This window comes from Pseudomonas sp. NPDC089547 (assembly GCF_050280665.1).
In the GTDB taxonomy this organism is placed as follows: domain Bacteria; phylum Pseudomonadota; class Gammaproteobacteria; order Pseudomonadales; family Pseudomonadaceae; genus Aquipseudomonas.
Window position 1 is genome coordinate 58,210 of record NZ_JBNNVS010000006.1, and the last position, 24,030, is coordinate 82,239.

General features: G+C 62.3%; 25 protein-coding genes and 1 tRNA gene. 7 read left to right on the top strand and 19 right to left on the bottom strand.

Going from position 1 to position 24,030, the window contains the following annotated elements; translation table 11 throughout:
- Positions 1 to 107: 107 nt before the first annotated feature.
- The 4 genes from ACQKPZ_RS06115 to ACQKPZ_RS06130 all read right to left on the bottom strand — a co-directional run bounded on the left by ACQKPZ_RS06115 (position 108) and on the right by ACQKPZ_RS06130 (position 4,751).
- On the bottom strand, positions 108 to 1,358 hold the full coding sequence (locus ACQKPZ_RS06115; protein WP_427536178.1) for an OprD family porin: 1,251 nt from the start codon (positions 1,356 to 1,358) through the stop codon (positions 108 to 110).
- Between the two features lie 105 nt (positions 1,359 to 1,463).
- Positions 1,464 to 2,477: a 4-hydroxythreonine-4-phosphate dehydrogenase PdxA gene (locus ACQKPZ_RS06120; RefSeq protein WP_427536180.1), complete on the bottom strand. Its 1,014-nt coding sequence runs from the start codon at positions 2,475 to 2,477 to the stop codon at positions 1,464 to 1,466.
- A complete protein-coding gene (locus ACQKPZ_RS06125; protein WP_427536182.1) occupies positions 2,474 to 3,433 on the bottom strand; it encodes an amidohydrolase family protein in 960 nt (319 codons plus the stop codon). Before ACQKPZ_RS06125 ends, ACQKPZ_RS06120 begins: the two co-directional genes overlap by 4 nt.
- On the bottom strand, positions 3,426 to 4,751 hold the full coding sequence (locus tag ACQKPZ_RS06130) for an MFS transporter (RefSeq protein ID WP_427536184.1): 1,326 nt from the start codon (positions 4,749 to 4,751) through the stop codon (positions 3,426 to 3,428). The genes ACQKPZ_RS06125 and ACQKPZ_RS06130 overlap by 8 nt, the downstream gene beginning before the upstream one ends.
- 229 nt (positions 4,752 to 4,980) lie before the next feature.
- On the opposite strand from ACQKPZ_RS06130, the gene ACQKPZ_RS06135 reads away from it, so the two are divergent.
- From ACQKPZ_RS06135 to ACQKPZ_RS06150, 4 genes are all read left to right on the top strand, one after another.
- The gene (locus tag ACQKPZ_RS06135; RefSeq protein ID WP_427536186.1) at positions 4,981 to 5,994 is read left to right on the top strand and encodes a tripartite tricarboxylate transporter substrate binding protein; all 1,014 of its coding nucleotides are present in this window, start codon (positions 4,981 to 4,983) and stop codon (positions 5,992 to 5,994) included.
- Between the two features lie 20 nt (positions 5,995 to 6,014).
- Positions 6,015 to 6,545 (top strand): tripartite tricarboxylate transporter TctB family protein, encoded by a 531-nt coding sequence (locus tag ACQKPZ_RS06140; protein WP_427536188.1) that lies wholly within the window; start codon positions 6,015 to 6,017, stop codon positions 6,543 to 6,545.
- On the top strand, positions 6,542 to 8,065 hold the full coding sequence (locus ACQKPZ_RS06145) for a tripartite tricarboxylate transporter permease (RefSeq protein WP_391131609.1): 1,524 nt from the start codon (positions 6,542 to 6,544) through the stop codon (positions 8,063 to 8,065). The genes ACQKPZ_RS06140 and ACQKPZ_RS06145 overlap by 4 nt, the downstream gene beginning before the upstream one ends.
- Positions 8,066 to 8,161: 96 nt before the next feature.
- A complete protein-coding gene (locus ACQKPZ_RS06150) occupies positions 8,162 to 9,112 on the top strand; it encodes a LysR family transcriptional regulator (RefSeq protein WP_391131611.1) in 951 nt (316 codons plus the stop codon).
- Between the two features lie 270 nt (positions 9,113 to 9,382).
- Here ACQKPZ_RS06150 and ACQKPZ_RS06155 read toward each other — a convergent pair whose 3' ends face one another.
- The 10 genes from ACQKPZ_RS06155 to thrS form a co-directional block, all read right to left on the bottom strand.
- Positions 9,383 to 9,580: a hypothetical protein gene (locus ACQKPZ_RS06155; protein ID WP_427536373.1), complete on the bottom strand. Its 198-nt coding sequence runs from the start codon at positions 9,578 to 9,580 to the stop codon at positions 9,383 to 9,385.
- 1,437 nt (positions 9,581 to 11,017) lie between these two features.
- Positions 11,018 to 11,094: transfer RNA gene (locus ACQKPZ_RS06160), tRNA-Pro, on the bottom strand.
- A gap of 105 nt (positions 11,095 to 11,199) precedes the next feature.
- Positions 11,200 to 11,556 carry a MerR family transcriptional regulator gene (locus ACQKPZ_RS06165; protein ID WP_003250681.1) on the bottom strand — a complete coding sequence of 119 codons (357 nt, stop codon included), beginning with the start codon at positions 11,554 to 11,556 and terminating at the stop codon, positions 11,200 to 11,202.
- The gene (ihfA, locus tag ACQKPZ_RS06170) at positions 11,537 to 11,839 is read right to left on the bottom strand and encodes an integration host factor subunit alpha (protein ID WP_003250679.1); all 303 of its coding nucleotides are present in this window, start codon (positions 11,837 to 11,839) and stop codon (positions 11,537 to 11,539) included. The genes ACQKPZ_RS06165 and ihfA overlap by 20 nt, the downstream gene beginning before the upstream one ends.
- 4 nt (positions 11,840 to 11,843) lie before the next feature.
- Positions 11,844 to 14,225, bottom strand: a complete 2,382-nt coding sequence (gene pheT / locus ACQKPZ_RS06175) for a phenylalanine--tRNA ligase subunit beta (RefSeq protein ID WP_427536190.1) — start codon at positions 14,223 to 14,225, stop codon at positions 11,844 to 11,846.
- 30 nt (positions 14,226 to 14,255) lie between these two features.
- Positions 14,256 to 15,272 carry a phenylalanine--tRNA ligase subunit alpha gene (gene pheS, locus ACQKPZ_RS06180; RefSeq protein ID WP_016487883.1) on the bottom strand — a complete coding sequence of 339 codons (1,017 nt, stop codon included), beginning with the start codon at positions 15,270 to 15,272 and terminating at the stop codon, positions 14,256 to 14,258.
- 109 nt (positions 15,273 to 15,381) lie between these two features.
- Positions 15,382 to 15,738 (bottom strand): 50S ribosomal protein L20, encoded by a 357-nt coding sequence (rplT, locus tag ACQKPZ_RS06185; RefSeq protein WP_003250671.1) that lies wholly within the window; start codon positions 15,736 to 15,738, stop codon positions 15,382 to 15,384.
- A 27-nt stretch (positions 15,739 to 15,765) separates the two neighbouring features.
- A complete protein-coding gene (gene rpmI, locus ACQKPZ_RS06190; RefSeq protein ID WP_003250667.1) occupies positions 15,766 to 15,960 on the bottom strand; it encodes a 50S ribosomal protein L35 in 195 nt (64 codons plus the stop codon).
- A 61-nt stretch (positions 15,961 to 16,021) separates the two neighbouring features.
- Positions 16,022 to 16,573 (bottom strand): translation initiation factor IF-3, encoded by a 552-nt coding sequence (infC, locus tag ACQKPZ_RS06195; RefSeq protein WP_012052879.1) that lies wholly within the window; start codon positions 16,571 to 16,573, stop codon positions 16,022 to 16,024.
- On the bottom strand, positions 16,573 to 18,495 hold the full coding sequence (gene thrS / locus ACQKPZ_RS06200) for a threonine--tRNA ligase (RefSeq protein ID WP_427536192.1): 1,923 nt from the start codon (positions 18,493 to 18,495) through the stop codon (positions 16,573 to 16,575). Before thrS ends, infC begins: the two co-directional genes overlap by 1 nt.
- A gap of 339 nt (positions 18,496 to 18,834) precedes the next feature.
- On the opposite strand from thrS, the gene ACQKPZ_RS06205 reads away from it, so the two are divergent.
- Together ACQKPZ_RS06205 and ACQKPZ_RS06210 are read left to right on the top strand one after the other, a co-directional pair.
- Positions 18,835 to 19,140: a hypothetical protein gene (locus tag ACQKPZ_RS06205; RefSeq protein WP_427536194.1), complete on the top strand. Its 306-nt coding sequence runs from the start codon at positions 18,835 to 18,837 to the stop codon at positions 19,138 to 19,140.
- 163 nt (positions 19,141 to 19,303) lie between these two features.
- Complete coding sequence (locus ACQKPZ_RS06210; protein ID WP_012273095.1) at positions 19,304 to 19,516, top strand: cold-shock protein; 213 nt, start codon at positions 19,304 to 19,306, stop codon at positions 19,514 to 19,516.
- 219 nt (positions 19,517 to 19,735) lie between these two features.
- Here the strand turns inward: ACQKPZ_RS06210 and ACQKPZ_RS06215 are convergent, their stop codons facing one another.
- A complete protein-coding gene (locus ACQKPZ_RS06215; RefSeq protein WP_391129067.1) occupies positions 19,736 to 20,056 on the bottom strand; it encodes an I78 family peptidase inhibitor in 321 nt (106 codons plus the stop codon).
- A 260-nt stretch (positions 20,057 to 20,316) separates the two neighbouring features.
- Between ACQKPZ_RS06215 and ACQKPZ_RS06220 the strand changes: the two genes are divergently transcribed.
- Positions 20,317 to 20,529 carry a hypothetical protein gene (locus tag ACQKPZ_RS06220; protein ID WP_391129070.1) on the top strand — a complete coding sequence of 71 codons (213 nt, stop codon included), beginning with the start codon at positions 20,317 to 20,319 and terminating at the stop codon, positions 20,527 to 20,529.
- On the opposite strand, the gene ACQKPZ_RS06225 is transcribed toward ACQKPZ_RS06220, so the two are convergent.
- From ACQKPZ_RS06225 to ACQKPZ_RS06240, 4 genes are all read right to left on the bottom strand, one after another.
- Positions 20,501 to 21,502: a nucleoside hydrolase gene (locus tag ACQKPZ_RS06225; RefSeq protein WP_427536196.1), complete on the bottom strand. Its 1,002-nt coding sequence runs from the start codon at positions 21,500 to 21,502 to the stop codon at positions 20,501 to 20,503. The genes ACQKPZ_RS06220 and ACQKPZ_RS06225 overlap by 29 nt on opposite strands.
- A 185-nt stretch (positions 21,503 to 21,687) precedes the next feature.
- A complete protein-coding gene (gene rbsD / locus ACQKPZ_RS06230; RefSeq protein WP_427536198.1) occupies positions 21,688 to 22,086 on the bottom strand; it encodes a D-ribose pyranase in 399 nt (132 codons plus the stop codon).
- Positions 22,083 to 22,991: a ribokinase gene (rbsK, locus tag ACQKPZ_RS06235; protein ID WP_427536200.1), complete on the bottom strand. Its 909-nt coding sequence runs from the start codon at positions 22,989 to 22,991 to the stop codon at positions 22,083 to 22,085. The genes rbsD and rbsK overlap by 4 nt, the downstream gene beginning before the upstream one ends.
- Positions 22,992 to 23,006: 15 nt before the next feature.
- Positions 23,007 to 24,029, bottom strand: coding sequence for a LacI family DNA-binding transcriptional regulator (locus tag ACQKPZ_RS06240; protein WP_427536202.1), 1,023 nt, complete (start codon positions 24,027 to 24,029; stop codon positions 23,007 to 23,009).
- Position 24,030: the final 1 nt, after the last annotated feature.

The window sequence follows — 24,030 nt, forward strand, 5'->3', positions numbered from 1 at the left end:
CCAGGCCATGCGGATAATCACTTATGCGTATCCATCGATAGCCTGGGGTAATACTTTTTGCCGGGTTGGTAGTGACGAGGTTATAGGGGCACGCAGCCCCGGTTCGCTTAGAGCAGCTTCAGCGTGTAGCTGAGGATCAGCCGGTTCTCGTCCACATCGGCCACATGGTTGGAGCGCACCGTAGCGTTGCGCCAGCGCAGGCCAAGGTTCTTCAATGGCCCGTCCTGAATCACATAGGTGATATCCAGGTCGCGCTCCCAGGCCTGGCCGCTGCTGCCGCCCGCCACCTGGGCATGGTCACCGCTGACGTAGCGGGCCATCAGCGCCAATCCGGGGATGCCAAGGGCGACGAAGTCGTAGTCGTAGCGCGCCTGCCACGAGCGCTCCCCTGCGGTGGTAAAGTTGCGCACCTGAATGTCGTTGACCAACGGGGTGCTGGTACCGGCGATGTAGATCATCCCGTCATCACCATACATGCGCTGGTAGCCGACGCCCACGGTGTGCCCGCCGCGCCTGGCGCTGAGGAAACCGGTCAACGCCCGGTTGTCGAGGGCGCCGAGTGCTTCGCTGCCGTCCTCGCGGGTGGTGAACCACCCGGCGTTGGCGCTCAAGGTCCACTCGCCAACCTTCTGCTTGTGGCTGACGCTGTAGTAACGCTGCTGGTAGATATCCTCCAGCCGGGCCTGCCATAGACCGACCTGGGTGCGGTCGGCATTAAAGCGGTATTCGCCACCGAAGTAGTCGAAGCGATCGGCGAACACCCCGCCCCGACCATCCACCGAAAGGTCTTCATGGTTGGTGGAGTTGCGCTGGCTCAGTGAACGCATCTGCCCGGCCTGCAGGTGCAGGCCGTCGATTTCCCTGGAGCTGAGCATGCCACCCTGGAACGTCTGCGGCAGCAGGCGCCCATCATTGCGCAGCAGGATGGGCAGTTCAGGCATCAGTTCGCCGAACTTGAGTTCGGTTTTCGACAACTTCAACCTGGGCGCCACGCCGAGGCGCGAAAACTCGTCTGCCGCTCGGCCGTCGCTGTGCCGAGGCAGCAACCCCGAGCCACTGCGCGCCGGGCTGCTGTCGAGCTTCACTCCCAGCTGGCCGATCAGGTCGATACCCACGCCCAGCACTCCGGGCGTGTAACCCGAGCTGGCCTGCAGGAGAAAGCCCTGGGCCCATTCCTCCTGCCTGGACTGCGCCGCACCCGGTTGGCGAAAGTCGCGGTTGAAGTACAGGTTGCGCAGACCCAGGGTGACGCTGGCGTCGTCGACGAAACCCTCGGCATGGGCGCCCTGTGCCAGGGTGGCCAGCAGGCACGGGGCAAGTGCACCGGCGCTGCGCAGGTGAGAAAAGGCTTTTGTCATTGTTGTTTTTCCTTTTTCCGGGGTGAAACCGGCCGTGGAGCCAGCAGGCTCCAGGCACGGGTTGAGGTCAGAAAAGAGGCAGCCCCGAACGGAGCCGCCGAGTACTCAGCGGGCGTTGCGCCCCATGCGGCAGGCGATTTCGAATGCCTGGCGGGTGGCACCGACATTGGCCTTGCCGAGGCCTGCGATGTCGAAGGCGGTGCCGTGGGCCGGGGTGGTGATGGGGATAGGCAGGCCGCCTTGCACGGTCACGCCACGGGAGAAGCCCATCAGCTTGATGGCGATCTGGCCTTGGTCGTGATACATGGTCACCACCGCATCGAACGCCTGGGCGTCACCCTGCACCTTGAGGAAGATGGTGTCGCCCGGGTACGGGCCATCGGCATCGATGCCCTGCTCCACCGCCCGCTGTACGGCCGGGCCGATGATGTCCAGTTCCTCGCGGCCAAAGCTGCCGTTGTCGCCATTGTGCGGGTTCAGCCCGCAGACACCGATGCGTGGTCGCTGCAGGCCGTTGCGCTTGAGCGCGGTATCGATCAGGCCGATGGCCTCCAGCACCCGCTGCTGGCTGAGCAGGCCCGGCACCTCTGCCAGGGCCACGTGCGAAGTGACCCGCGAGGTCCACAGCGCATCGAGCACGTTGAATTCACAGAACGGCCCGGCGAAGTCCAGGCGCTCGGCAAACCAGTGCAGTTCATCGCTGTGGCCCATCCCGGCCATGTGCAGCGAGGTCTTGTTCAACGGGCCGAACAGAATGGCGTCGGTCTTGCCCGCCTGGGTCAGCTCCAGCGCGACCGCCAGCGTGTCCAGGCTGTAGCGCCCGCCGACCACGCTGGCTTCGCTGCGCGGGAAGGCGCCCTGGGCGTCACCGCGATAGTCAAACAGCAGCGGCGTTTCGTCGCTGAAGTCCAGTGAAGCCAGCGCGTCGATACGCCGATAGGGGAATTCGCACCCGGCAATCTGCATGCCCCGACGCAGCTCCTGTTCGTCGGCAATCAGTACCACGTGCGCCTTCGCCCGTACCTCTGGCTCGGCCAGCAGGCGGGCGATCAGCTCGGGGCCGATACCGGCCGGGTCACCCAGCACCATGGCCAGGCGCGGGAGGGGTTGGTTGCTCATGCGGGGGTCCTCTTGTCGGTCGACACCTGGGCGTGGCGCAAGGTGTCGGGCACGGTGCGGTAGATGCGCCGTGCATTGCGGTAGAAAAGCTGTTCCTGGGACGTGCGCGGCAGGTCGGCGACGATGCGCTTGAAGCCGCCATAGATGTCATCGAAGCTGCCGCACAGGCCGTCGACCGGGAAGTTGCTGGCGAACATCGCCCGCTCGCTGCCGAACAGTTCGATCACCTGATGCACGATCCAGGCGTTGTCATCGGCGCGCCACGGCGTGCCAGGCAGGCCGATGCCGGAAATCTTCACCGCGACGTTGGTGCATTCGGCGAAGCGCGCCATGGCCGCCTGCCAATTGGCCAGGCCCTGCTCGCTGCGGTCCGAAGGCAGCCCGGCGTGATTGAGGATCAGCAAGGTGTCCGGAAAGTCGCGGGCCAGCTGCGCCGCCTCGTCGAGGTTCCACCACGGGGTCTGCAAGTCGAAGTGCAGACCGTGGCGGCCAAGTTCGGCATAGCCCCGGCGCCATTGCTCATCGCTCATCAGGCTGCGCGAGCGGCCGGCTTCTGAGGGGTGAGTCGGCCCACCCGGCTTGTGGCGCACGCTGCGCACCCGCTCGAAACCTGCCTGGGCGGCGATTACGTCGGCGGCATCAGGGGCGTGCAGCCAGGCCTGGGCGACCACCGCGTTTGGCGCGCCATAACGCGCGGCCAGGGTATGGATGAAGCGGGTTTCGCCAATCGGGTCGCGTGGGTCCCATTCGGTTTCCACATACACCGTCTCGATCACCCGATGCGTGCCGGCATCGGCAAAATAGTCCTGGGGGAAGTAACGGCGCTTGATGGCGCTGTAGTCCCCATAGCGGAACGGGATGTTCTCGCTGCCGGACAGCCACGGATGGGGGTTGTTGGCAGGGTCCCAGAAATGATGGTGGGCATCGACGATCGGCCCGTCGTACAGCTCAGCCATGGTTCACCTCGGTCTTGTCCAGCGAAATCAACAGGGTGCCGACGATGAACAGTGCCGAGCACAGGGCAAAGAAACCGAGCACTGCTGGGTAGCCCCCCAAGTGCTGCAACAGCACGCCCACCAGGATCGGCACGACAATCCCGCCCAGGCTGCCCGCCAGGTTCATCACGCCGCCGATCAGGCCGACTCGCGACGGTGCAGCGAGCAATGCCGGGAAGCTCCAGTACAGGCTGCCCCACATCAGGAAGAAGGCGGTCAGTGACAGCAGCGCGACGGCAGCGTAGGCATCGCTCAGGCCAGGCAACAGCAGGAAGGCGCACAGCGCAACCAGGCCAGACAAAGTCAGCAGGCCCTTGGCGGCAAGGCCGCGGCGCACGCCCTTGCGAATCAGCAGGTCGCACAGAAAACCGCCGACCAGCGAGCCCAGCGCTCCACACAGGAAGATGATGAAGGTGGCAGCGCCGATGCCCTTGATATCGAAGCCGCGGGCATGCGCCAGGTAGCTCGGCCCCCAGGTCAGCAGGCCGAAGAACACCATGGCCCAGCTGGCGCGGCCGAGCAGGATGCCCGTTAGCGAACGCGCGGCGATGCCCAGGCCCTTGGCCGTTTGCCGGGCGGCATCCGCCAGCGGCACTGCGCGGCCCTGGTTGATCGTGTCCAGCTCAGCCTGGTTGACCGCCGCATGTTCGGCGGGGTTGTCGCGCAGGTAGTGCCAGGCCAGCCAGGCCATGGCCAGGGTGGCGATGCCGGCGACGAAAAAGGCGGTGCGCCAGGAACCGAGCACGGCGATCAGGTAGGCGATGATCAGCCCGCCCAGCGCAGCGCCGAGCGGGCCACCGCAGTCCATCAGCACCGCCCCGCGGCTGCGCTCGTTGGCACCCAGCCACAGCGAATTGAGCTTGCCGCCCGACGGGAACAGTGGCGCCTCTGCAGCGCCCAGGGCCACCCGGGCGAACATCAGCGACAGGCCCCCGGTGGTGAAAGCCGCCAGCGTCTGGAAGGTGCCCCACAGGCCGGTCGACCAACCGATCACCCGACGCGGGCCATAGCGATCGATCAGCCAGCCGCCCGGGATCTGCAGCAAGGCGTAGGCCCAGAAGAAACTGCTCAGGATCAGCCCCTGCATGCTCGGCGTCAGGGCGAACTCGGCGGCTATGGTGGGCATGGCGATCGACAGGGAAACACGGTCGATCAGGTTGATCACCGTGAGCGCGAAAATGATGGCGAAAATACGCCAGCGGACGTTGCTGGCCTTCAGGGCAGTGGCCTGGTCGGCCGAGCGCCCGGCGTTAAGCACAGCGGTTTGTGCCTGAGCCATGGGAGGTACCTCTGGTTGTTATTGTTGTGTTCGGGTGTTTTCCGGCCTGGCCACTATGGGCCGTGGCAACGATAACCGTCTAATCAAAGCTGCTCATACAGCCATTGCCTGTGGTTATCGCTCTGCCATAACCCTGGGCTATCGATGTATAGGCAATTTTGAGTAGACGCTTATCACCGCCCTTCGCACACTCCGCTGACCCATAACAAAGACAACAAAGAGGTCACCCATGCGATACGCCTACGCGCGTCACCTGTCGTCGTTCCTGGCCGGCTGCAGCCTGTTCTGCGCCACTGCCCTGCCCGCCGCCGCCGAGGCCTGGAAACCCGAGAAGAACGTCGAGATCCTCGTCGCCGGTGGCCCCGGCGGTGGTACCGACCAGCTGGCGCGGCTGATCCAGTCGGCGATCAGCCAGCACCACCTGCTGGACGTCAACACCGTGGTCCTCAACAAAGGCGGCGGCAACGGCGCCGAAGCCTTCCTCGACATGAAACTGGCTCGGGGCGACGCGAACAAGCTGGTGATCGGCACCAACAACGTCTACCTGTTGCCGCTGGTGGCCAAGCTCGGTTACCAGTGGACCGACCTGACTCCGGTGGCGGCGGTCGCCGAAGACGACTTCATCCTCTGGACCTATCAGGACGCCCCCTGGGCCGACGCGGCCGCGCTCAAGGGCGCGTTGGCCGACAACACCAGCAAGCTGCGCTTTGGCGGCAGCCAGTCCAAGGATGTCGACCAGACCCTGGCCTTGCTGATCGGCAAACAAGTCGGCAACAAACTTACCTACATTCCCTTCAAGAGCGGCAGCGAAGCCTCGATCCAGCTGGCCGGCAAACACATCGCCGCCAACCTCAACAACCCCGCCGAAAGCCTTAGCCAGTGGCGCGGCGGCCAGGTGCGGCCGCTGTGCGTGTTCAGCCGTGAACGCATGATCTACCAGGAGAAGGTGACCGCCGAACAGTCCTGGGCCGATATCCCTACCTGCCATGAGCAGGGCCTGGGCATCGACCAGTACCGCTTCCCGCGCACGGTGTTCCTGCCGGGCGGCATCAACGACGCGCAACGCGCTTTCTACGTCGAACTGCTGCGCAAGGTCAGCCAGACCCCTGAGTTCAAGGCTTACGTCGAGCGCTCGGCACTGGCCCCGACCTTCCTCGAGGGCCCGGCGCTGGTGAGTTACATCGAGCAGGACCGTGCGCGGGTCATCCCGCTGTTCAAGGATGCCGGCTGGCTGCGCCAGTGACCGGCGCAAGGGAGAGCATCATGAACATGACCGCAGACAAGCCGCTGATCACCACCCGCTGGGTGGAGATTGGCCTGGCGCTGTTCACCGCCGCATTGGGTGGCATCGTCATGCACGGCAGCCTGGCAATCGGCATCGGTTGGGGCGATGCCGGCCCAGAGGCTGGTTACTTCCCCTTCTACATCGGCCTGCTGCTGACCTGCGCCAGCCTCGGCAACCTGCTGCCAGCCCTGCTGCACCGGCAAGCCATGACGCAAGCGTTCGTTGGCCGCCAGGCGTTCCGCCGGGTGCTGGCGGTGTTTCTGCCGATCGCCGCCTATGTCGCCGCCATGCCGTTCGCCGGTATCTACCTGGCCTCGGTATTGTTCATCGCCTGGTTCATGTGGCGCGCGCGCAAGGCCGGCCAGAGCCATGGGCGCCTGACCATCGCCCTGGTGGCCTGCGGCGCGGCGCTGGCCAGTTACCTGATTTTCGCGGTGTGGTTCAAGGTGCCGCTGGAAGCCGGCGTGCTGGGTGACCTGGCCAGCTACCTGGGAGGGCTGCGGCCATGAGCGAAATCGATTCGTTGATGCAGGGCATGAGCCTGATCCTCACCGCACACCACCTCGGGCTGATGGTAGTAGGCGTGCTGCTGGGCATTCTGGTCGGCGTGCTGCCAGGGCTGGGCGCGCCGAACGGCGTGGCACTGCTGCTGCCGCTGACGTTCACCATGGAACCGGTGTCTGCAATCATCCTGTTGTCGTGCATGTACTGGGGGGCGTTGTTCGGCGGTTCGATCACTTCGATCCTGTTCAATATCCCGGGTGAGCCGTCCTCGGTGGCGACCACCTTCGACGGTTATCCAATGGCACGCAACGGCCAGGCCGGCGAAGCGCTGACGGCCGCGTTCACCTCGGCGCTGCTCGGCGCCCTGGTCGGCGTGCTGTTGCTGACCTTCCTGTCCACGCGCATCGCCAGCTTTGCCATGGAGTTCAGTTCGCCGGAGTTCTTCGCGGTCTACCTGCTGGCGTTCTGCACCTTCATCGGCCTGAGCAAGAACCCGCCGCTGAAGACCGTGGTGGCGATGATGATCGGCTTTGGCATGGCCACGGTCGGCATGGATACGGTGTCTGGCGAGTTGCGCCTGACCTTCGACCAACCTTGGCTGCTGTCTGGCCTGAGCTTCGAGGTCGCGGTCATAGGCCTGTTCGGCATCGGCGAAATCCTCTGCACGGTCGAGGAAGGCCTGGTGTTCCGTGGCGAACGGGCACGCATCACGCCGATGGTGATCCTGCGCACCTGGGCCAAGCTGCCGCGCTATTGGTTGACCTGGCTGCGCAGCGCCTTGGTCGGCTGCTGGATGGGCATCACCCCCGGCGGCCCGACCGCAGCGTCCTTCATGAGCTACAGCCTGGCGCGGCGCTTCTCCAGGCACCGCGAGCGCTTCGGCAGTGGCGAGGTGGAAGGTGTGATTGCCCCGGAAACCGCCGACCACAGCGCCGGCACCAGTGCCCTGCTGCCAATGCTGACGCTGGGTATCCCTGGCTCGGCAACCGCGGCAGTGATGCTCGGCGGCCTGATGATCTGGGGCTTGCACCCAGGGCCGACGTTGTTCGTCGAGCAGCACGATTTCGTCTGGGGGCTGATCGCCAGCATGTACCTGGGCAACGTCGTCAGCCTGATCGTGGTGCTGGCCACCGTGCCGCTGTTCGCTTCGATCCTGCGCATCCCTTTCTCGATCATTGCGCCCATCATCATCATGGTCTGCGCCATCGGCGCCTACTCGGTGCACAACTCGATGACCGACGTGGGCCTGATGCTGGTGTTCGGTGCCCTGGGCTATCTGTTCAAGAAGCTCGGTTACCCGATCGCGCCACTGGTGCTGGCTGCGGTGCTTGGCGACAAGGCCGAGGACGCCTTCCGCCAGTCGATGCTGTTTTCCGACGGGGAACTGTCAATCTTCTGGTCCAACCCGCTGGTCGGCAGCCTGACCGGCGCGGCACTGCTGATGCTGTGCTGGCCGTTGCTGGCCAGGGCAGTCGCCGGGCTGCGTGCCGGCGTCGGCCGCCACCTGGCACGCCGTAACGCCTGAAAACGGCCAGCGGTGGGGGCGTTGCCTGCCCCCATCGCTGGCGCCCTCTTGCATTTCTTGTCAATCTTGGCGACCTCCATGACCACGAGCCAGACCATGTCCCGCATCCCCGACGCCAATATCATCCACAGCCGCCTGCGCCTGCGGCAACTGCGCCTGATGCTGGCCCTGGACGAACTCGGCTCGCTGCGCCGTGCCGCCGAGGAGATCGGCATGACTCAACCGGCCGCGACCAAGATGCTGCACGAGGCCGAGGACCTGCTCGGCGTCGAACTGTTCGAGCGCCTGGCCCGTGGCATGCGCGCCACGCCGTTTGGCGAGACACTGATCTACTACGCACGGATGATCTTCGCCGAGCTGTCCGGCATGCGTGAGGAAATGGTCGCCCTCGAGTCAGGCAACCTCGGCCGGGTCACCATCGGCGCCATTCCGGCCCTGGCCTCCGGGTTGCTGACGCGCACCATCGCCACGCTCAAGCAGAGCCACCCGCGCTTGTCGATGAGCCTGCAGGTCGACACCAGCGACGTGCTGGTGCAGGCCCTGCAGCAGGACCAGCTCGATGTGGTGCTGGGCCGTATCCCCAGCAATGCGCGCGCCGAAGACCTGCAGTTCGACAGCCTGGGCGAAGAGGCCCTGTGTGTGATCACCGGCGCCCAGCACCCCCTGGCCAAGGCGAAAAAGATCGCCTGGACCGAACTTCAAGAAATGACCTGGGTATTGCAGCCGCATCCAAGCCCAATGCGCAACATCGTCAACCAGGCTTTTCACAACGCCCGTATCGACCTGCCCAGCAGCATCGTCGAGACCACCTCGATCATGACCTTACTGGCGTTGCTGCAGCAGACCGACATGATCGGCATTACCCCACGCTCGGTGATCGATGACTACCCGGGTCGCCATCTGCTGGCGATACTGCCGATCCTGCTGGAGCCCCGCTTACCGCCTTATGGGCTGATTACTCGGCGCAACCGGGTACTGTCCTCGGCGATGCAAACTTTCATGGCCGCAATACACGAACAGCAAAGGCAATCAGAGCGGCTTGGGTGATTCGTGTAACGGTCATTGCAGCCTTGATGTCAACCCGGCGCACCAGGCTCATCCTGAGCCAGGCAAAGGCTTTTTTCGAGGGGAACAAGCTTTGAGCACCTTGGAGAATACATCGGTGCCGGGTGGTCGGCATAGCCTTGGAGAGGGCCTCCACCGAACAGAAAACCGGAGCACGTTCGCGCCTCCGGCCTCGGCTTCGGTGAGTCTGGCCATGTTTCCTCGAAGTACAAAAAAGCCCGCTCGCGGCGGGCATAAGTCAGGCTGGAAGCATCAATTCGGCTGGATGCCTTTAATAAGCTGTAGCCGCATCGGGTAGCCTTGGGCAGGCTGTACCACGGTCTCGGTTTCAACGGTCTGCAGCACCTTGCCTTCAGCATCTTTGGTGACGGCAATTGTCCTGCTGTAGGTGCTTTGAACAACACAACCCGTCAACGTGACGCTCGCAGTGATAAGCGCCAGCCGGCTCATGGCCGCGACGGTCGGGTCGATCTTGCCCAGTAACTCTTCCAGCGTCTGGCCTTCGTCCCGATGCGCGCCGGCGGACTTCCTCGCCGCCTCCGCCTGGCGTTCCTCCGTGGCGATGAGTGCCTGGGCCCGGCTGTTGATGGACGCCTGACGGCAGGCACTGTCCGACAGAACTGCGTTCGCCCGGGCGGTGACCTCGGCGCTCTGCTCAGTCGCCCGGTTCAGCGACTGCACATACTGGCTGGCCTCCAGCGAGGCCTTGGCCACAGCCAGGATCCTGGCCTGTTGCTCGTCGGCGGACTCGGCAGCGTGCCGGCGTCCGTCAACTGATCGAAGTTATCCTTGGCCTCGACAGCATCACCGGAGTCGATCTGCAGGCCTAGGGAGGCGATGGTCGTCATGGTCAGCTCCAAGCGGACAACAAAAAGCCCGCACGGGGCGGGCTATAAAAAAAGGGGAACCAATCAGTTAGGAAGGCTGGAATCTCGTGTGACAAGCGTGGCACAACCAGGTACGGCGCCACTCCTCATATTCATCATATTGCTTCACGTTGTATCGACAGTGCCGCACAAACCCGATCACACCAACGATGATGAACGTCCCGCCGATGAAAAATCTGGTCCAATCCACCTCCCAAGACAGTTTTAGGCCATCGTATAGGATGATTGTGCCTACCCCAGCCAGGATAACTGGACCAAGCAGACGTTTGGCCCCAGGCGGGGCCACACTAGCAGCGAGGTTGGTTTGCTGACGTCCGGTCGTTCCAATACTCACACGCGGCCCGAAACCTGAGTGTGCTTCGTGAGTGGCTTGGATATGAGAGGTACCCGCGGCATGAATGGCAGACAGAAGCTGCACATTTTGACCCTGACAGTGCGGGCAGGTAATGGCGTTTTGACTCACCACAATTCAGTCCTTTGACATGGAAGAGCGGCGAATTCTAAGACAGATTTGGACACGAGCGCACCTTTACAGTCACTCAGTCTGGCTCAACCATAACCGCCAGAGCCTCGGCCTCCATATCACAACTCCATTGTTAGACGAGCAAACTATATGGAGTGCGGATATCTCGAAGTTGTGGAGCGGCAACGGGGACACTCGATTGAGGGCCTCATTAGCCTTGTCGGCGGCCTGGTTGGCGGTCGTGGCCGCCTTCGACGCTTTGGTTGCGGCGCTCTCCGCCTTGCTTGTGAGCTCGTCCAAGCGCTTGTCGCGCTCAGCCATGGCAGCATCGCGTCCATCAGGGTTCACGATTCTATTCTGGTGCGGAGCTGGGGCAGCTGATAGAGACGGCAAACAAAGTTTCAGCGACGGACTCGCGTGGGCCGGTGCTGACGATTCTGAAGAGAAGGCAGGCATAAAAACCTGAGAAGTCACGCAAAAGTCACGCAAAGGAAAAAGGCCACCCCTTTCGGAAATGGCCTAAGTCCTTGGAGTATTTGGTCGGGACGGAGTGATTCGAACACTCGACCCCTTGCACCCCATGCAAGTGCGCTACCGGGCTGCGCTACGCCCCGACTACATCCTCATAACCTCTGAGAACGATGAAGAATCTACCCTAACCTTTTGATAAATGGAAGCTTTTTCTCAAAAAAATTTCCACTCATCAGAAAAGCCCAGGCTCACTTCTTCAACACCACCAATACATCCTCCAATTCAACAATCATCTGCCGAATCAGCTGCTTGTACTGGCTGGATTCATCTTTAGCCTCATCACTGGAAAGCCGCAACCGCGCCCCGCCAATGGTGAACCCCTGGTCGTACAGCAGCGCACGAATCTGGCGAATCATCAGCACATCCTGCCGCTGGTAATACCGCCGGTTCCCCCGCCGCTTCACAGGGTTAAGCTGGTCGAACTCCTGCTCCCAATACCGCAGCACGTGTGGCTTGACGGCACACAACTCGCTCACTTCACCAATGGTGAAGTAGCGCTTGCCCGGTATGGGGGGCAGTTCGTCGTTATGGCTTGGTTCCAGCATAGGCCTCAACCCGGGCCTTCAACTTCTGCCCTGGACGAAAGGTGACGACGCGCCGTGCGGTGATCGGGATCTCTTCCCCGGTCTTGGGGTTGCGGCCCGGCCGCTGGCGTTTGTCGCGGAGGTCGAAGTTGCCGAAACCGGACAGCTTCACCTGCTCGTTCTCTTCAAGTGCGTGCCGAATTTCTTCGAAAAACAGCTCGACCAGCTCCTTGGCCTCACGCTTGTTAAGCCCCAGCTCCTCGTACAGCCTTTCGGCCATCTCAGCTTTCGTCAGAGCACCCATGCCGTTATTTCCTTAACGTGGTGTTCAACCTTTGTTCAAGCGAGGTGAGGATGTTTTGCAGGGTAGTGTTCACCTCATCGTCATTAAGAGTGCGCGATGGATGCTGCCAGGTCAAGCCGACGGCAAGGCTTTTTCTATCAGGATCAATGCCTTTACCTTGGTAGACATCAAACAGCCTGAGGTCTGTGAGCCATTCGCCTGCATTGTCACGAATTAATTCAAGCACCGCGCTAGAAGCAACATCACGTCCTGCAATCAAGGCCAGGTCGCGGCGGGTTTCCGGGAACTTGGACAGCTCGCTGAATTTCGGCAGGCGGCCTTCGACCACGTCGCCCAGCACCAGCTCGAACAGGAACACCGGGCGATCCAGGCCCAGGGCTTTGGCCAGCTCTGGGTGGATGGCGCCGAGATAGCCGACCAGTTTGCCGTCGCGCTCAATGGCGGCGGTCTGGCCTGGGTGCAGGGCTGGGTGTTTGCCGGCGCTGAAGGTGAAGTCGCTCAGGGCACCGGAGTAACCCAGCAGGGCTTCCACGTCGGCTTTAACGTCGAAGAAGTCGACGCCGTCGCGGCCGTTGGCCCAGCCTTCTGGCAGGCGGCTGCCGGTGATGACGCCGGCAATCATTGGCTGCTGCTGCAGGTCGCCGAGTTGGCCGACGAAGCGCAGTCCGCTTTCGAACAGGCGTACGCGGTCTTGCTGGCGGTTCAGGTTGTGTTGCAGTGCCTTGACCAGGCCCGGCCACAGCGAAGCGCGCATGGCGGCCATGTCGCTGGAGATAGGGTTGGCCAGCAGCAGTGGCTCTACGCCCGGGCTGAACAGCTCGAACAGTTTCGGGTCGATGAAGCTGTAGGTGATGGCTTCCTGGTAGCCGCGGGCAACCAGCAGGCGGCGCAGGGTTGGCAGGTCACCGCGGGTTTCCGGCTTGCCCTGTGGGGCCAGGCGGGCTTGCGGGTAACGAACCGGCAGGTTGTTGTAACCGTACAGGCGGGCCAGCTCTTCGATCAGGTCCACTTCCAGGCTGATGTCGAAGCGGTGGCTTGGGACGTTGACGGTCCACTGCCCTTCCCCGCTCTTGGTCGTGGTCAGCTCCAGGGCGTTGAGCAGTTGCTCGACCTGGGCTGGGTCCATTTGCATGCCGAGCATCTGGGTGATGCGTTCGTCGCGCAGGATGACCGGGGCCACTTGAGGCAGGTGCTGTTCGCTGACGGCTTCGACTACCGGGCCGGCTTCGCCGCCGACGATGTCCAGCACCAGCTGGGTGGCACGCTCGATGGCTTCGCGGGCCAGTTGCGAATCGACGCCGCGCTCGTAGCGGTGCGAGGCATCGGTGTGCAGGCCGTAGGAACGGGCTTTACCGGCAACGGAAATCGGCTCGAAGAAGGCACTTTCCAGGAACAGGTCGCGGGTTTTTTCGGTGTTTACACCGCTGTGCTCGCCACCCATGACGCCGGCGATGGCCAAGGCGCGGGTGTGGTCGGCGATGACCAGGGTGTCGGCGCGCAGGGCAACTTCCTGGCCGTCGAGCAGGACGAGTTTTTCGCCCTCTTCAGCCATGCGTACGCGGATGCCGCCGTTGATTTCTGCCAGGTCGAAGGCGTGCATCGGCTGGCCGAGTTCAAGCATCACGTAGTTGGTGATGTCGACAGCGGCGTCGATGCTGCGTACGTCGCTGCGGCGCAGGCGTTCGACCATCCACAGGGGGGTCGGCTTGCTGAGGTCGACGTTACGGATAACGCGGCCCAGGTAGCGTGGGCAGGCAGCCGGGGCGCTGACTTCCACCGGGCGCACTTCGTCGTGTGCAGGCGCTACGGCTGGCACCACCGGGCGGGTGACCGGGGTGTCGTACAGGGCGCTGACGTCGCGGGCCAGGCCGGCGATGGACAGGCAGTCACCGCGGTTCGGCGTAAGGCCGATTTCGATGCTGGCGTCGTCCAGGTTGAGGTAGGTGCGAATGTTTTCGCCAACCGGGGCGTCGGCAGCCAGTTCCAGCAGACCGTCGTTCTCTTCGCTGATTTCCAGCTCGGCTGCCGAGCACAGCATGCCGAAGGACTCGACGCCACGCAGCTTGGCCTTTTTGATCTTGAAGTCGCCAGACAGCTCGGCGCCGATCATGGCGAACGGAATCTTGATGCCTGGGCGGGCGTTAGGCGCGCCGCACACGACCTGGAAGGTTTCCTGGCCGTTGGTTACCTGGCACACGCGCAGCTTGTCGGCGTCCGGGTGTTGTTCGGTGGCGAGGATTTCGCCCACGACAATGCCGCTGAACTGGCCGGCAGCGGGGGTAACGCTGTCGACTTCGAGGCCGGCCATGGACAGGCGGGCGACCAGTTCGTCACGGGAGACCTGCGGGTTTACCCAACCGCGCAGCCACTGTTCACTGAATTTCATGCTGTTCTCCTAGAAGTTGCGTCGATTGGCCTAGCGGAATTGGGCTAAGAACCGCAGGTCGTTGTCGAAGAACAGACGCAAATCGTTGACGCCATAGCGCAGCATGGCCAGGCGCTCGGCGCCCATGCCGAAGGCGAAGCCCTGGAACTCTTCAGGGTCGATGCCAGACATGCGCAGCACGCTTGGGTGCACCATGCCGCAACCCATCACTTCCAGCCAGCCGGTTTGCTTGCACACGCGGCAGCCGTTGCCGGAACACATCACGCACTGGATGTCGACTTCGGCGGACGGCTCGGTGAAGGGGAAGAACGATGGGCGGAAACGTACCGCCAGTTCTTTTTCGAAGAACACGCGCAGGAATTCTTCGATGGTGCCCTTGAGGTCGGCGAAGTTGATGTCGCGATCGATCAGCAGGCCTTCGACCTGGTGGAACATCGGCGAGTGGGTGATATCCGAGTCGCAGCGGTATACGCGGCCTGGGCAGACAATGCGGATAGGCGGCTGGGTGGACTCCATGGTCCGCACCTGCACCGGCGAGGTGTGGGTACGCAGCAGCATGTTGGCATTGAAGTAGAAGGTGTCGTGCATCGCCCGGGCCGGGTGGTGGCCGGGGATGTTGAGCGCTTCGAAGTTGTGGTAATCGTCTTCAACCTCTGGGCCTTCGGCAATGCCGTAGCCGATGTGGGTGAAGAACTGCTCGATGCGCTCGAGTGTACGGGTGATCGGGTGCAGGCCACCGGTGGCCTGGCCGCGGCCTGGCAGGGTGACGTCAATGCATTCGGCTGCCAGGCGAGCGCTGAGCTCGGCTTCTTCAAAGGCGGCCTTGCGGGCATTGAGCACAACGGTGACGCGCTCTTTGGCGTCGTTGATCAGCGCGCCGACTTTCGGCCGCTCTTCGGCTGGCAGGTTGCCCAGGGTCTTCATCACCTGGGTCAGCTCGCCCTTCTTGCCGAGATAATTAACCCGGATCTGTTCCAGGGCGTTGATGTCTTCAGCGCGTTCCACGGCCTCTAGGGCTTGGGAGACCAGCGCATCCAGGTTTTCCATGTACAGACTCCAGATACGAAAATAGGGGAAGAGCTTTGAAGGCTCTTCCCCTATCGATGACGTTCAATGCCCGACGGCGCCAGCGCCGCCGGGTGATTGTCGCGGGTACTTAAGCCAGAACGGCTTTAGCTTTCTCGACAATCGCAGCAAACGCCGCTTTTTCGTTCACTGCCAGATCAGCCAGAACCTTACGGTCGATTTCGATCGAAGCCTTTTTCAGGCCAGCAATCAGACGGCTGTAGGACAGACCGTTGGTGCGGGCACCGGCGTTGATACGAGCGATCCACAGTGCGCGGAACTGACGCTTCTTCTGGCGACGGTCGCGGTAGGCGTATTGGCCTGCCTTGATGACCGCTTGCTTGGCTACGCGGAATACGCGCGAGCGTGCACCGTAGTAACCTTTAGCCAGTTTCAGAATTTTTTTGTGACGCTTACGAGCGATAACGCCGCGCTTAACACGAGCCATGAGTAACTTCCTCTATCTTAACCAGAATTAACGAACGCGCAGCATGCGCTCGACTTTTGCCACGTCGGACGGGTGCAGCAAGCTGGCACCGCGCAGTTGACGCTTACGCTTGGTCGACATTTTGGTCAGGATGTGGCTCTTGAAAGCGTGCTTGTGCTTGAAGCCCGAAGCTGTCTTCAGGAAGCGCTTCGCAGCACCGCTCTTGGTTTTCATTTTTGGCATGTTGAACTCCGCATTCGAAAAAAATTACACAATAATCATCAGGCCTGCCGTGCCCGGGAGATTACTTCTTCTTTTTGGGGGCGATGACCATCATAAGCTGGCGTCCTTCCATCTTCGGATGCTGCTCAACGGTGCCGTATTCGGCGAGGTCGGCTTCGACCCGCTTCAACAGCTCCATGCCCAGCTCCTGGTGGGCCATCTCACGGCCGCGGAATCTCAGAGAGATCTTGGCCTTGTCCCCATCGGTAAGGAAACGTACCAGGTTGCGTAGTTTTACCTGGTAATCCCCATCCTCCGTCCCTGGACGAAACTTGATTTCTTTGATCTGGATCTGCTTCTGGTTTTTCTTGGCTTCGTTGGCCTGCTTCTTCTTTTCGAAGAGGTGCTTGCCGTAGTCCATGACCTTGCAGACCGGTGGTACCGCGTCTGCAGAGATTTCTACCAGGTCCAGCTTCGCTTCATCAGCGATACGCAGCGCTTCATCAATCGAGACGATGCCAACCTGCTCGCCGTCTGCGCCAATTAACCGAACCTCGCGGGCCGAGATATTCTCGTTGATCGGGGCCTTCGGTACAGCACGCTTATCGTTTCTCATTTCACGCTTAATAGTCATTACTCCGATTCTTGGCGACCACGCCGGGAAACCGCTTGTGTCAGAAGCTCGGCGAATTGGGCGACGGGCATGGAGCCCAGGTCTGCGCCTTCGCGAGTACGCACTGCGACGGTTTGCGTTTCGACTTCGCGGTCCCCTATAACCAAAAGGTACGGGACCTTGAGCAAAGTATGCTCGCGGATTTTAAAGCCGATCTTCTCATTTCTCAAGTCCGACTTGGCACGGAAACCGCTACCGTTCAGAGATTTCTCAACCTCAAGGGCGAAATCGGCCTGTTTGTCGGTGATGTTCATGATCACGGCCTGGGTAGGTGCCAGCCAGGCCGGGAACACGCCAGCGTAGTGCTCGATCAGCATGCCGATGAAGCGCTCGAACGAACCGAGGATGGCGCGGTGCAGCATGACCGGGCGAATTCGGCTGTTATCTTCGGCGATATAGCTGGCGTCCAGACGCTCTGGCAGGTTCGGGTCGTACTGCAGGGTACCGCACTGCCAGTTACGGCCGAGGCAGTCACGCAGGGTGAACTCGATTTTCGGGCCGTAGAAGGCGCCCTCGCCTGGCTGGTATTCCCACTCCAGGCCGGATTCGTTCAGGGCGTCGGCCAGTGCGCTTTCGGCACGGTCCCACAGCTCTTCGGAGCCCACACGCTTGGCCGGACGGGTCGACAGCTTCATGGCGATGTCGGTAAAGCCGAAGTTCTTGTACACATCCAGGGTCAGCTTGATGAAGTCGGCGGCTTCTTTCTTCACCTGTTCTTCGGTGCAGAAGATGTGCGCGTCGTCTTGCACAAAGCCACGCACGCGCATGATGCCGTGCAGGGCGCCGGACGGCTCGTTACGGTGGCAGGCACCGAACTCGGCCAGGCGCAGCGGCAGGTCGCGGTAGCTTTTAAGGCCCTGGTTGAACACCTGCACGTGGCACGGGCAGTTCATCGGTTTTACCGCGTAGTCACGGCTTTCCGACGAGGTGGTGAACATGTTCTCGGCGTAGTTGGACCAGTGGCCGGAACGCTCCCACAGGATACGGTCGACAACCTGCGGGGTCTTGATTTCCAGGTAGCCGTTGGCGCGCTGGACCTGGCGCATGTACTGCTCGAGCACCTGGTACACCGTCCAGCCGTTGGCATGCCAGAACACCATGCCTGGGGCTTCTTCCTGCAGGTGGAACAGGTCGAGCTGCTTGCCGATCTTGCGGTGGTCGCGTTTTTCGGCTTCTTCGATGCGCTGGATGTACGCAGCCAGCTGCTTCTTGTCGGCCCAGGCGGTGCCGTACACGCGTTGCAGCTGCTCGTTCTTGGCATCGCCGCGCCAGTAGGCACCGGACAGCTTGGTCAGCTTGAATGCCTTGAGGAAGCGGGTGTTCGGCACGTGCGGACCGCGGCACATGTCGACGTATTCTTCGTGGTAGTACAGGCCCATGGCCTGCTCATCCGGCATGTCTTCGACCAGGCGCAGCTTGTAGTCTTCGCCACGGGCCTTGAACACGTTGATGACTTCGGCGCGCGGGGTCACTTTCTTGACCACGTCGTAGTCTTTTTCGATCAGCTCCATCATGCGCTTTTCGATGGCGGCCATGTCTTCAGGGGTGAAGGGGCGCTCGTAGGCGATGTCGTAATAGAAGCCTTCGTCGATGACCGGGCCGATGACCATCCTGGCGGTCGGGTACAGCTGCTTCACCGCGTGGCCGACCAGGTGGGCGCACGAGTGACGGATGATCTCCAGTCCCTCTTCATCTTTAGGGGTGATGATCTGCAGGGTGGCGTCGTGGCTGATCAGGTCGCAAGCATCGACCAGTTTGCCATCGACCTTGCCGGCAACGGTGGCCTTGGCCAGGCCGGCGCCGATGGAAGCGGCAACGTCGGCTACGGATACGGCGTGATCAAACGAACGTTGACTGCCATCGGGAAGAGTAATAACGGGCATGGCGCCTCCTCTCCTAGTGGTGACCCCTACCAAAGGTCACGTGGGTTGGGATGAGCCAGTACAAGATCCGACCTGCCTTCCTGAATAAGGAAGCCTGCCTCACAGTGGCAGAAGCCTTTCGGCTTGCAAGGGACGAACCAGAGTGACTGGAAAGAAATAAAGATAGCTGCAGGCTGGAAGTTGTCAGCTGCAGGCCGGGCATGCTAGCACGCGGGTTGCACCCCAGGCAGAAATATTTGGTAATTGCAGCTTTCGGGTGAACTAACGCGGAAAAATTCCTATCAGACCTTGGGAGGCAACCTACTCTTGATGAGACCTTAACCCAAGGAGTAACTGGTTATGCGAGTTCCGTCTCTTCTGGCCCTGGCGGCCGCTGGGGCCCTGCTGCTGCCGATGGCCGCGAATGCTGGCAACTTCCCACCAGGCAAGGAAGCTGGCTATATGGCTCAGTGCACGCAAGTGGCCAGCGGCCAAGGCGTTGACGCGGCCACCGCAAAAAAACACTGCGACTGTGGCGCCCAGGCGATCAAAAAGAATTTTACCGACGCAGAGATTGCTGACCTGGACAGCAACGATGGCGTAGATGCCAAGCTGATGCAGAAGGCCCAAACGGTCGTGCAACAGGCCTGCACGGCGAAGCGCTGAACCCTTAAAGCTGGGGCTGATCAGCTTTTTTTTGCGCTGGATCAACATCCGGTGGAGGTAAAAGGGGCTACATCCGCAGAATTAGACTATGATGTCACCTGTGCCAGACTGCTCAGGCGTCTATGGCACTTCGAAAAATATCAAGTTTCTGGAGATTCATCCCATGTCCAATCGCCAAACCGGCACCGTCAAATGGTTCAATGATGAGAAAGGCTTCGGCTTCATCACCCCACAAGGCGGCGGCGACGACCTGTTCGTTCACTTCAAAGCCATCGAATCCGACGGCTTCAAGAGCCTGAAAGAAGGTCAGACTGTTTCCTTCGTCGCCGAGCGCGGCCAGAAGGGCATGCAGGCTGCTCAGGTTCGTCCGGAGTAATTCGGAAGCTGCGAAAAAACCCGCCCTTGTGGCGGGTTTTTTTATGGGCGCTTGCCTGGCAGCATACGCTTGCTCTTTGTAGGAGCGGCCTTGTGTCGCGATGGGCCGCAAAGCGGCCCCGGCATTTAATGCGGCGAAGCTAAAAAACCGGGGCCGCTTTGCGGCCCATCGCGACACAAGGCCGCTCCTACAGGGACCGCATTAACGCCTAGTGCTGCATCAACCGCAGTTGACGCGGGTCACCACACCTTGCTCGTTCACATTCAGGTTCAGCCGCTCGGAGCGGTACTCCAGTGTTACCACATCATTTGGCTTGAGAATGCGTGCCATCTGCGAGCCGCTGGCCTTGCGCGCTTGCTCCAGCAGTTCGGCACTGCCCTGCTTGCCAATGGCAAAATCGGCACCACTGGCTTCGCAGCGGCCATCGTTGCCGGCCGACGCCGCAGGCGCGTTACCGCCATCAGAACTACCACCAGTGCTGCAACCAGCCAGGACAGCAGCCACCGCCAGGGTTGCCAGGTAAGCACGGGTACGGAACATGAAGCCTCCTAAATCGATCTGGGAACTGTCTGTTCCGACAGCTCCACCAAGAATTCGTTGCAAAACCGCGCAAGTCTGCCTGAACCATGCGCCCTGAGTGAAAGGCAATCGTGACCGAATTTTACCGGTCGGCCGACGAGGCGCTTGGTTTGCGCTGCAAAGTCATGATTTACTTTAGGAAGTGAAGGCACAGTGCCTTCCCCCGAATACCAGGATCCGGTATTCGCCCCTCCGCCCCGGGCCCCAAGCGAGAGCCTTTCATGAGCAACCACAGCATCGATGCCGATATCAAGGTCAAATGGGCCGAGGGCCAGAGCGCGTACAGCCCTGGCACGCCGGAGGAGTTGCTGTTGATCGCCATCGACCTGCTGGTGCGCGACAACGGTGCCGAAGCGGCACGCAGCTTCATCGACCAGGTGTTCGAGCGCTACGCGCCGCACGCGGCTATTCCAATCGCGCCAAACGGGCGCTGAGCAGGTCGAACAGGCCTTGCGCATCGCCCTGCTCCACCCACATCACGTTGGCGGGCTGCTTGAGCACGCCGTACCAGTCAGCGAGGGTCTGGCCGAAGGTCGGGCCTTCGCGGCTGTCGATGCTCATGTGGATGCGCCGGCCGCTGAACAGCTCGGGCTTTAGCAGATAGGCAATGACGCTGGCGTCATGCACCGGGCCGCCGGGCATGCCGTACAGGTCCATGTCGTGGGTGATGTAGGCGTTGAGGATATCCACCACCCGTTTGCTGGCCTGGTTGTTCACGGCGGCCAGCTGTTTCAGGCGGGCATCGCTGGTCAGCAGCTTGTGCGTGACATCCAGTGGCAGGTAGGTGAGTTGCACGCCACTGGCCAGCACCACCTGTGCAGCATGCGGGTCGGCGTAGAGGTTGAATTCCGCGGCCGGGGTGATGTTGCCGCCGTTGAAATGGGCGCCGCCCATGACCACCACTTCCTTGATGCCTTTGGCGACGTCCGGGCGCTGAACCAGCGCCAGGGCCAGGTTGGTCTGCGGGCCGAGCATGGCGACAGTGATGCTGTGGGGTTTCGCGGCGCCCAGGGTGTCGACCAGGTATTGCACGGCATTGCCATGGGCCAAGGGCTTTTTCGGTTCATGTACTTGTACGCCGGTCAGGCCTTCTTCGCCGTGGACATCGGCGGCGTAGATGGGCGATCGCACCAGTGGGCGGCCGGCGCCGGCGTACACGGGAATGTCTTCGCGGCGGGCCCATTCGCGGGCCAGCCGGGCGTTGCGGGAGGTTTTATCCAGGCGCACGTTGCCGGCCACGGTGGTGATGGCGCGGATGTTGAGTTCCTCGGGCGAGGCCATGGCCAGGAACAGCGCGACCACGTCGTCGGCACCGGGGTCGGTGTCGATGATCAGGTCGATCGGGGCGGCCTGGAGGGCGGTGGCTGTGGCCATGAGGGCGAGTCCTTGTAGCAGGGGTTTAAGCATGGGGTGGCACTCCTGTTGCCGGTACAAAACTCGCAAACACCGCGATCCCTGTGGGAGCGGCCTTGTGTCGCGATGGGGCGCGAAGCGGCCCCAGGATCTCAGCTTCGCCGCATGAATTGCCGGGGCCGCTTCGCGCCCCATCGCGACACAAGGCCGCTCCTACAAAAAGCACCGTGTTTCGACTGTTAGAACGTAACGCCAGAGATCAGGGCAATGTTGCTGTAGGGCTGGCACTCACCCGTGCGCACCACGGCGCGGGCACTGCGTGACAGCACCTTGAATTCTTCATGGCTCAGCCATTCGCGCTTGCCCAGCTTGCCTTTCAACCGTTCGATCTCGACCAGTGCCGGCGGTACCACTTTCTGCATTTCTTCAGCCAGCACGTGCCGCTCTACCTGCAATTCGCTCAGCACTGCGCGCAACACACTGGCGAAATCCGGCAAGCCTGCTGTGACAGCCAGGTCGATCAGTTCCACACCCGGCGGCACCGGCAGGCCGGCATCGCCGATCACCAGGATGTCGCCGTGCCCCATGCCGGCGATGGTTCGCGACAGGGCGACGTTCAGCAGCGGGGTTTTCTTCATGGTGCAAGCTCCGCCAGGTAGGGAATCGATGGCTGGGCGCCAGCACGGGTCACCGACAATGCCGCCGCACGCTGGCCGAAGGCGATGGCGTCGCCCTCCCCCAGGCCCCGCACCAGGCCTGCGGCGAAGCCACCGATGAAGGTGTCGCCTGCCGCGGTGGTATCCAGCGGTTGTACCCGCGGCGCCGGGAAGTGCTGGTGGCCTTGGTCTGTCACCAGCAAAGCCCCTTGCGCCCCCAGGGTGATGATCACTTTGCCCGCCCCCAGTTGCAGCAAGCGCTCGCCTGCGCGCCGGGCACTGTCCTGGTCGGTCACGGGCATACCGGTGAGGGTTTCGGCCTCGCTTTCGTTGGGCGTGAGGTAATCGATGCGGGCGAACCAGCCCGCCGGCAAGGGGCCGGTGGCAGGTGCCGGGTTGAGGATGACTTGCTTGCCCAGCTCGCGTGCCCTGGCCAGGGTCCAGGCCACGGTGTCGACCGGCACTTCCAGCTGGCAGATGACTACCTCGGCCGCCTGCAACAGCGCATCGAAGCGCTGCACCGACTGCGGCGTCAGCAGGCCGTTGCCGCCAGGAATGATGACGATGCAGTTCTGGCTGGCAGCGTCCACGGTAATCAGCGCCACGCCACTGGACACCCCAGGGCAGGTGCTGACGCCCTGGCAATCGATGCCCTCGACGTACAATGCCCGGTGCAGTTGCCGACCATAATCATCGTCGCCCACATTACCGATCATCGCCACGCTGCCACCCAGCCGCGCCACAGCCACGGCCTGGTTGGCACCCTTGCCGCCCGGCACGGTGAAAAAATGCTCGCCGGGAAGGGTTTCGCCGGCCCGGGGCAGGCGCTGGGCGCGGGCGACCAGGTCCATGTTCAGGCTACCCACTACCACGACCTTGGCACTCATGACATTTCCTTAGCGTTAGCGGTAATCGTTGAACAGATCCGGGCGCGGCCCGGTGGACTCGCGCAATACGATGCGCGGGGCAACGATGCGTTGCTCTGCCGCGCCCTGGCGGGGCGTGACGATGCGCGCCAGCAACAACGACGCGGCGTTTTCGCCCAGCTCGCGGATGGACTGGCCCACGGTGGTCAGCGGCGGGTACACGTAGCGGCTGAGTTCGATGTCGTCAAAGCCAATGACCGAAAGCTCGCCGGGGACGTTGATATTGCGCTCGGCCGCAGCGCGCAGCACGCCAAAACCGATCATGTCGTTGCCGGCAAAAATCGCCGTGGGCGGCTTGCCCTCCAGCAGCTGCGCCGCCGCTGCATGGCCGCCGGGGCTGGTGAAATCGCAATGCAGCACCCGGTTACCCTGCACCTGCGCCCCGGCCTCGGCCATGGCCCGGCGGAAACCGCTCAGGCGTAGCTGGGTAACCCCGGTTTCGACGGGGCCGCCGATGTAGGCGATGTCCCGGTGCCCCTGCTCCAGCAGATGCCGGGTAGCCAAGTAGGCGCCCTGTTCGTGGTCGATGCGCACCAGGTCGGCATCGACACCCTCCAGCTCGCGGTCGACGATGACCATCGGTGTGCGCACGCTGGCCAGGCTTTGCAGCAGGTCGCTGTCCTGGCCTACCGAGGCCACCACCAGGCCGTCGACGCGCTTTTCCAGCAGCACGCGCAGGTAGTTGCGCTGCTTCTGCGGGTTGTCGTCGGAGTTGCACAGGATCACGCAGTAGCCGTTGCGCTCGCAGGCGTCTTCGATGCCCCGCGCCAGTTCGGCAAAGTACGGGTTGACGCTGTTGGGCACCAGCAAGCCGATGGTGGCCGTGCTGCGCGCCTTGAGTGAGCGCGCCACGGCGCTGGGCACGTAGTCCAGTTCGAGGATGGCGGCTTCAACCTTCACCCGCACCTGTTCGCTGACCGGTCGGGTCTTGTTCAATACATGGGACACGGTGGTGTAGGAAATACCCGCCAGTGCCGCGACGTCTTTGATGGTTGCCATG

Excerpts from the sequence above, each read along its gene's own strand:
- ACQKPZ_RS06130 (WP_427536184.1), bottom strand. The coding sequence starts at position 4,751 with ATGGCTCAGGCACAAACCGCTGTGCTTAACGCCGGGCGCTCGGCCGAC.
- ACQKPZ_RS06125 (WP_427536182.1), bottom strand. The coding sequence starts at position 3,433 with ATGGCTGAGCTGTACGACGGGCCGATCGTCGATGCCCACCATCATTTC.
- rbsK (WP_427536200.1), bottom strand. The coding sequence starts at position 22,991 with ATGAGTGCCAAGGTCGTGGTAGTGGGTAGCCTGAACATGGACCTGGTC.
- ACQKPZ_RS06205 (WP_427536194.1), top strand. The coding sequence starts at position 18,835 with ATGCGAGTTCCGTCTCTTCTGGCCCTGGCGGCCGCTGGGGCCCTGCTG.
- ACQKPZ_RS06225 (WP_427536196.1), bottom strand. The coding sequence starts at position 21,502 with ATGCTTAAACCCCTGCTACAAGGACTCGCCCTCATGGCCACAGCCACC.
- rpmI (WP_003250667.1), bottom strand. The coding sequence starts at position 15,960 with ATGCCAAAAATGAAAACCAAGAGCGGTGCTGCGAAGCGCTTCCTGAAG.
- infC (WP_012052879.1), bottom strand. The coding sequence starts at position 16,573 with ATGACTATTAAGCGTGAAATGAGAAACGATAAGCGTGCTGTACCGAAG.
- ACQKPZ_RS06240 (WP_427536202.1), bottom strand. The coding sequence starts at position 24,029 with ATGGCAACCATCAAAGACGTCGCGGCACTGGCGGGTATTTCCTACACC.
- ACQKPZ_RS06215 (WP_391129067.1), bottom strand. The coding sequence starts at position 20,056 with ATGTTCCGTACCCGTGCTTACCTGGCAACCCTGGCGGTGGCTGCTGTC.
- ACQKPZ_RS06150 (WP_391131611.1), top strand. The coding sequence starts at position 8,162 with ATGTCCCGCATCCCCGACGCCAATATCATCCACAGCCGCCTGCGCCTG.
- pheS (WP_016487883.1), bottom strand. The coding sequence starts at position 15,272 with ATGGAAAACCTGGATGCGCTGGTCTCCCAAGCCCTAGAGGCCGTGGAA.
- ACQKPZ_RS06115 (WP_427536178.1), bottom strand. The coding sequence starts at position 1,358 with ATGACAAAAGCCTTTTCTCACCTGCGCAGCGCCGGTGCACTTGCCCCG.
- ACQKPZ_RS06120 (WP_427536180.1), bottom strand. The coding sequence starts at position 2,477 with ATGAGCAACCAACCCCTCCCGCGCCTGGCCATGGTGCTGGGTGACCCG.
- ACQKPZ_RS06145 (WP_391131609.1), top strand. The coding sequence starts at position 6,542 with ATGAGCGAAATCGATTCGTTGATGCAGGGCATGAGCCTGATCCTCACC.
- thrS (WP_427536192.1), bottom strand. The coding sequence starts at position 18,495 with ATGCCCGTTATTACTCTTCCCGATGGCAGTCAACGTTCGTTTGATCAC.
- ihfA (WP_003250679.1), bottom strand. The coding sequence starts at position 11,839 with ATGGGTGCTCTGACGAAAGCTGAGATGGCCGAAAGGCTGTACGAGGAG.
- ACQKPZ_RS06165 (WP_003250681.1), bottom strand. The coding sequence starts at position 11,556 with ATGCTGGAACCAAGCCATAACGACGAACTGCCCCCCATACCGGGCAAG.
- ACQKPZ_RS06155 (WP_427536373.1), bottom strand. The coding sequence starts at position 9,580 with ATGAGCCGGCTGGCGCTTATCACTGCGAGCGTCACGTTGACGGGTTGT.
- pheT (WP_427536190.1), bottom strand. The coding sequence starts at position 14,225 with ATGAAATTCAGTGAACAGTGGCTGCGCGGTTGGGTAAACCCGCAGGTC.
- ACQKPZ_RS06135 (WP_427536186.1), top strand. The coding sequence starts at position 4,981 with ATGCGATACGCCTACGCGCGTCACCTGTCGTCGTTCCTGGCCGGCTGC.
- rplT (WP_003250671.1), bottom strand. The coding sequence starts at position 15,738 with ATGGCTCGTGTTAAGCGCGGCGTTATCGCTCGTAAGCGTCACAAAAAA.
- ACQKPZ_RS06140 (WP_427536188.1), top strand. The coding sequence starts at position 6,015 with ATGAACATGACCGCAGACAAGCCGCTGATCACCACCCGCTGGGTGGAG.
- rbsD (WP_427536198.1), bottom strand. The coding sequence starts at position 22,086 with ATGAAGAAAACCCCGCTGCTGAACGTCGCCCTGTCGCGAACCATCGCC.
- ACQKPZ_RS06210 (WP_012273095.1), top strand. The coding sequence starts at position 19,304 with ATGTCCAATCGCCAAACCGGCACCGTCAAATGGTTCAATGATGAGAAA.
- ACQKPZ_RS06220 (WP_391129070.1), top strand. The coding sequence starts at position 20,317 with ATGAGCAACCACAGCATCGATGCCGATATCAAGGTCAAATGGGCCGAG.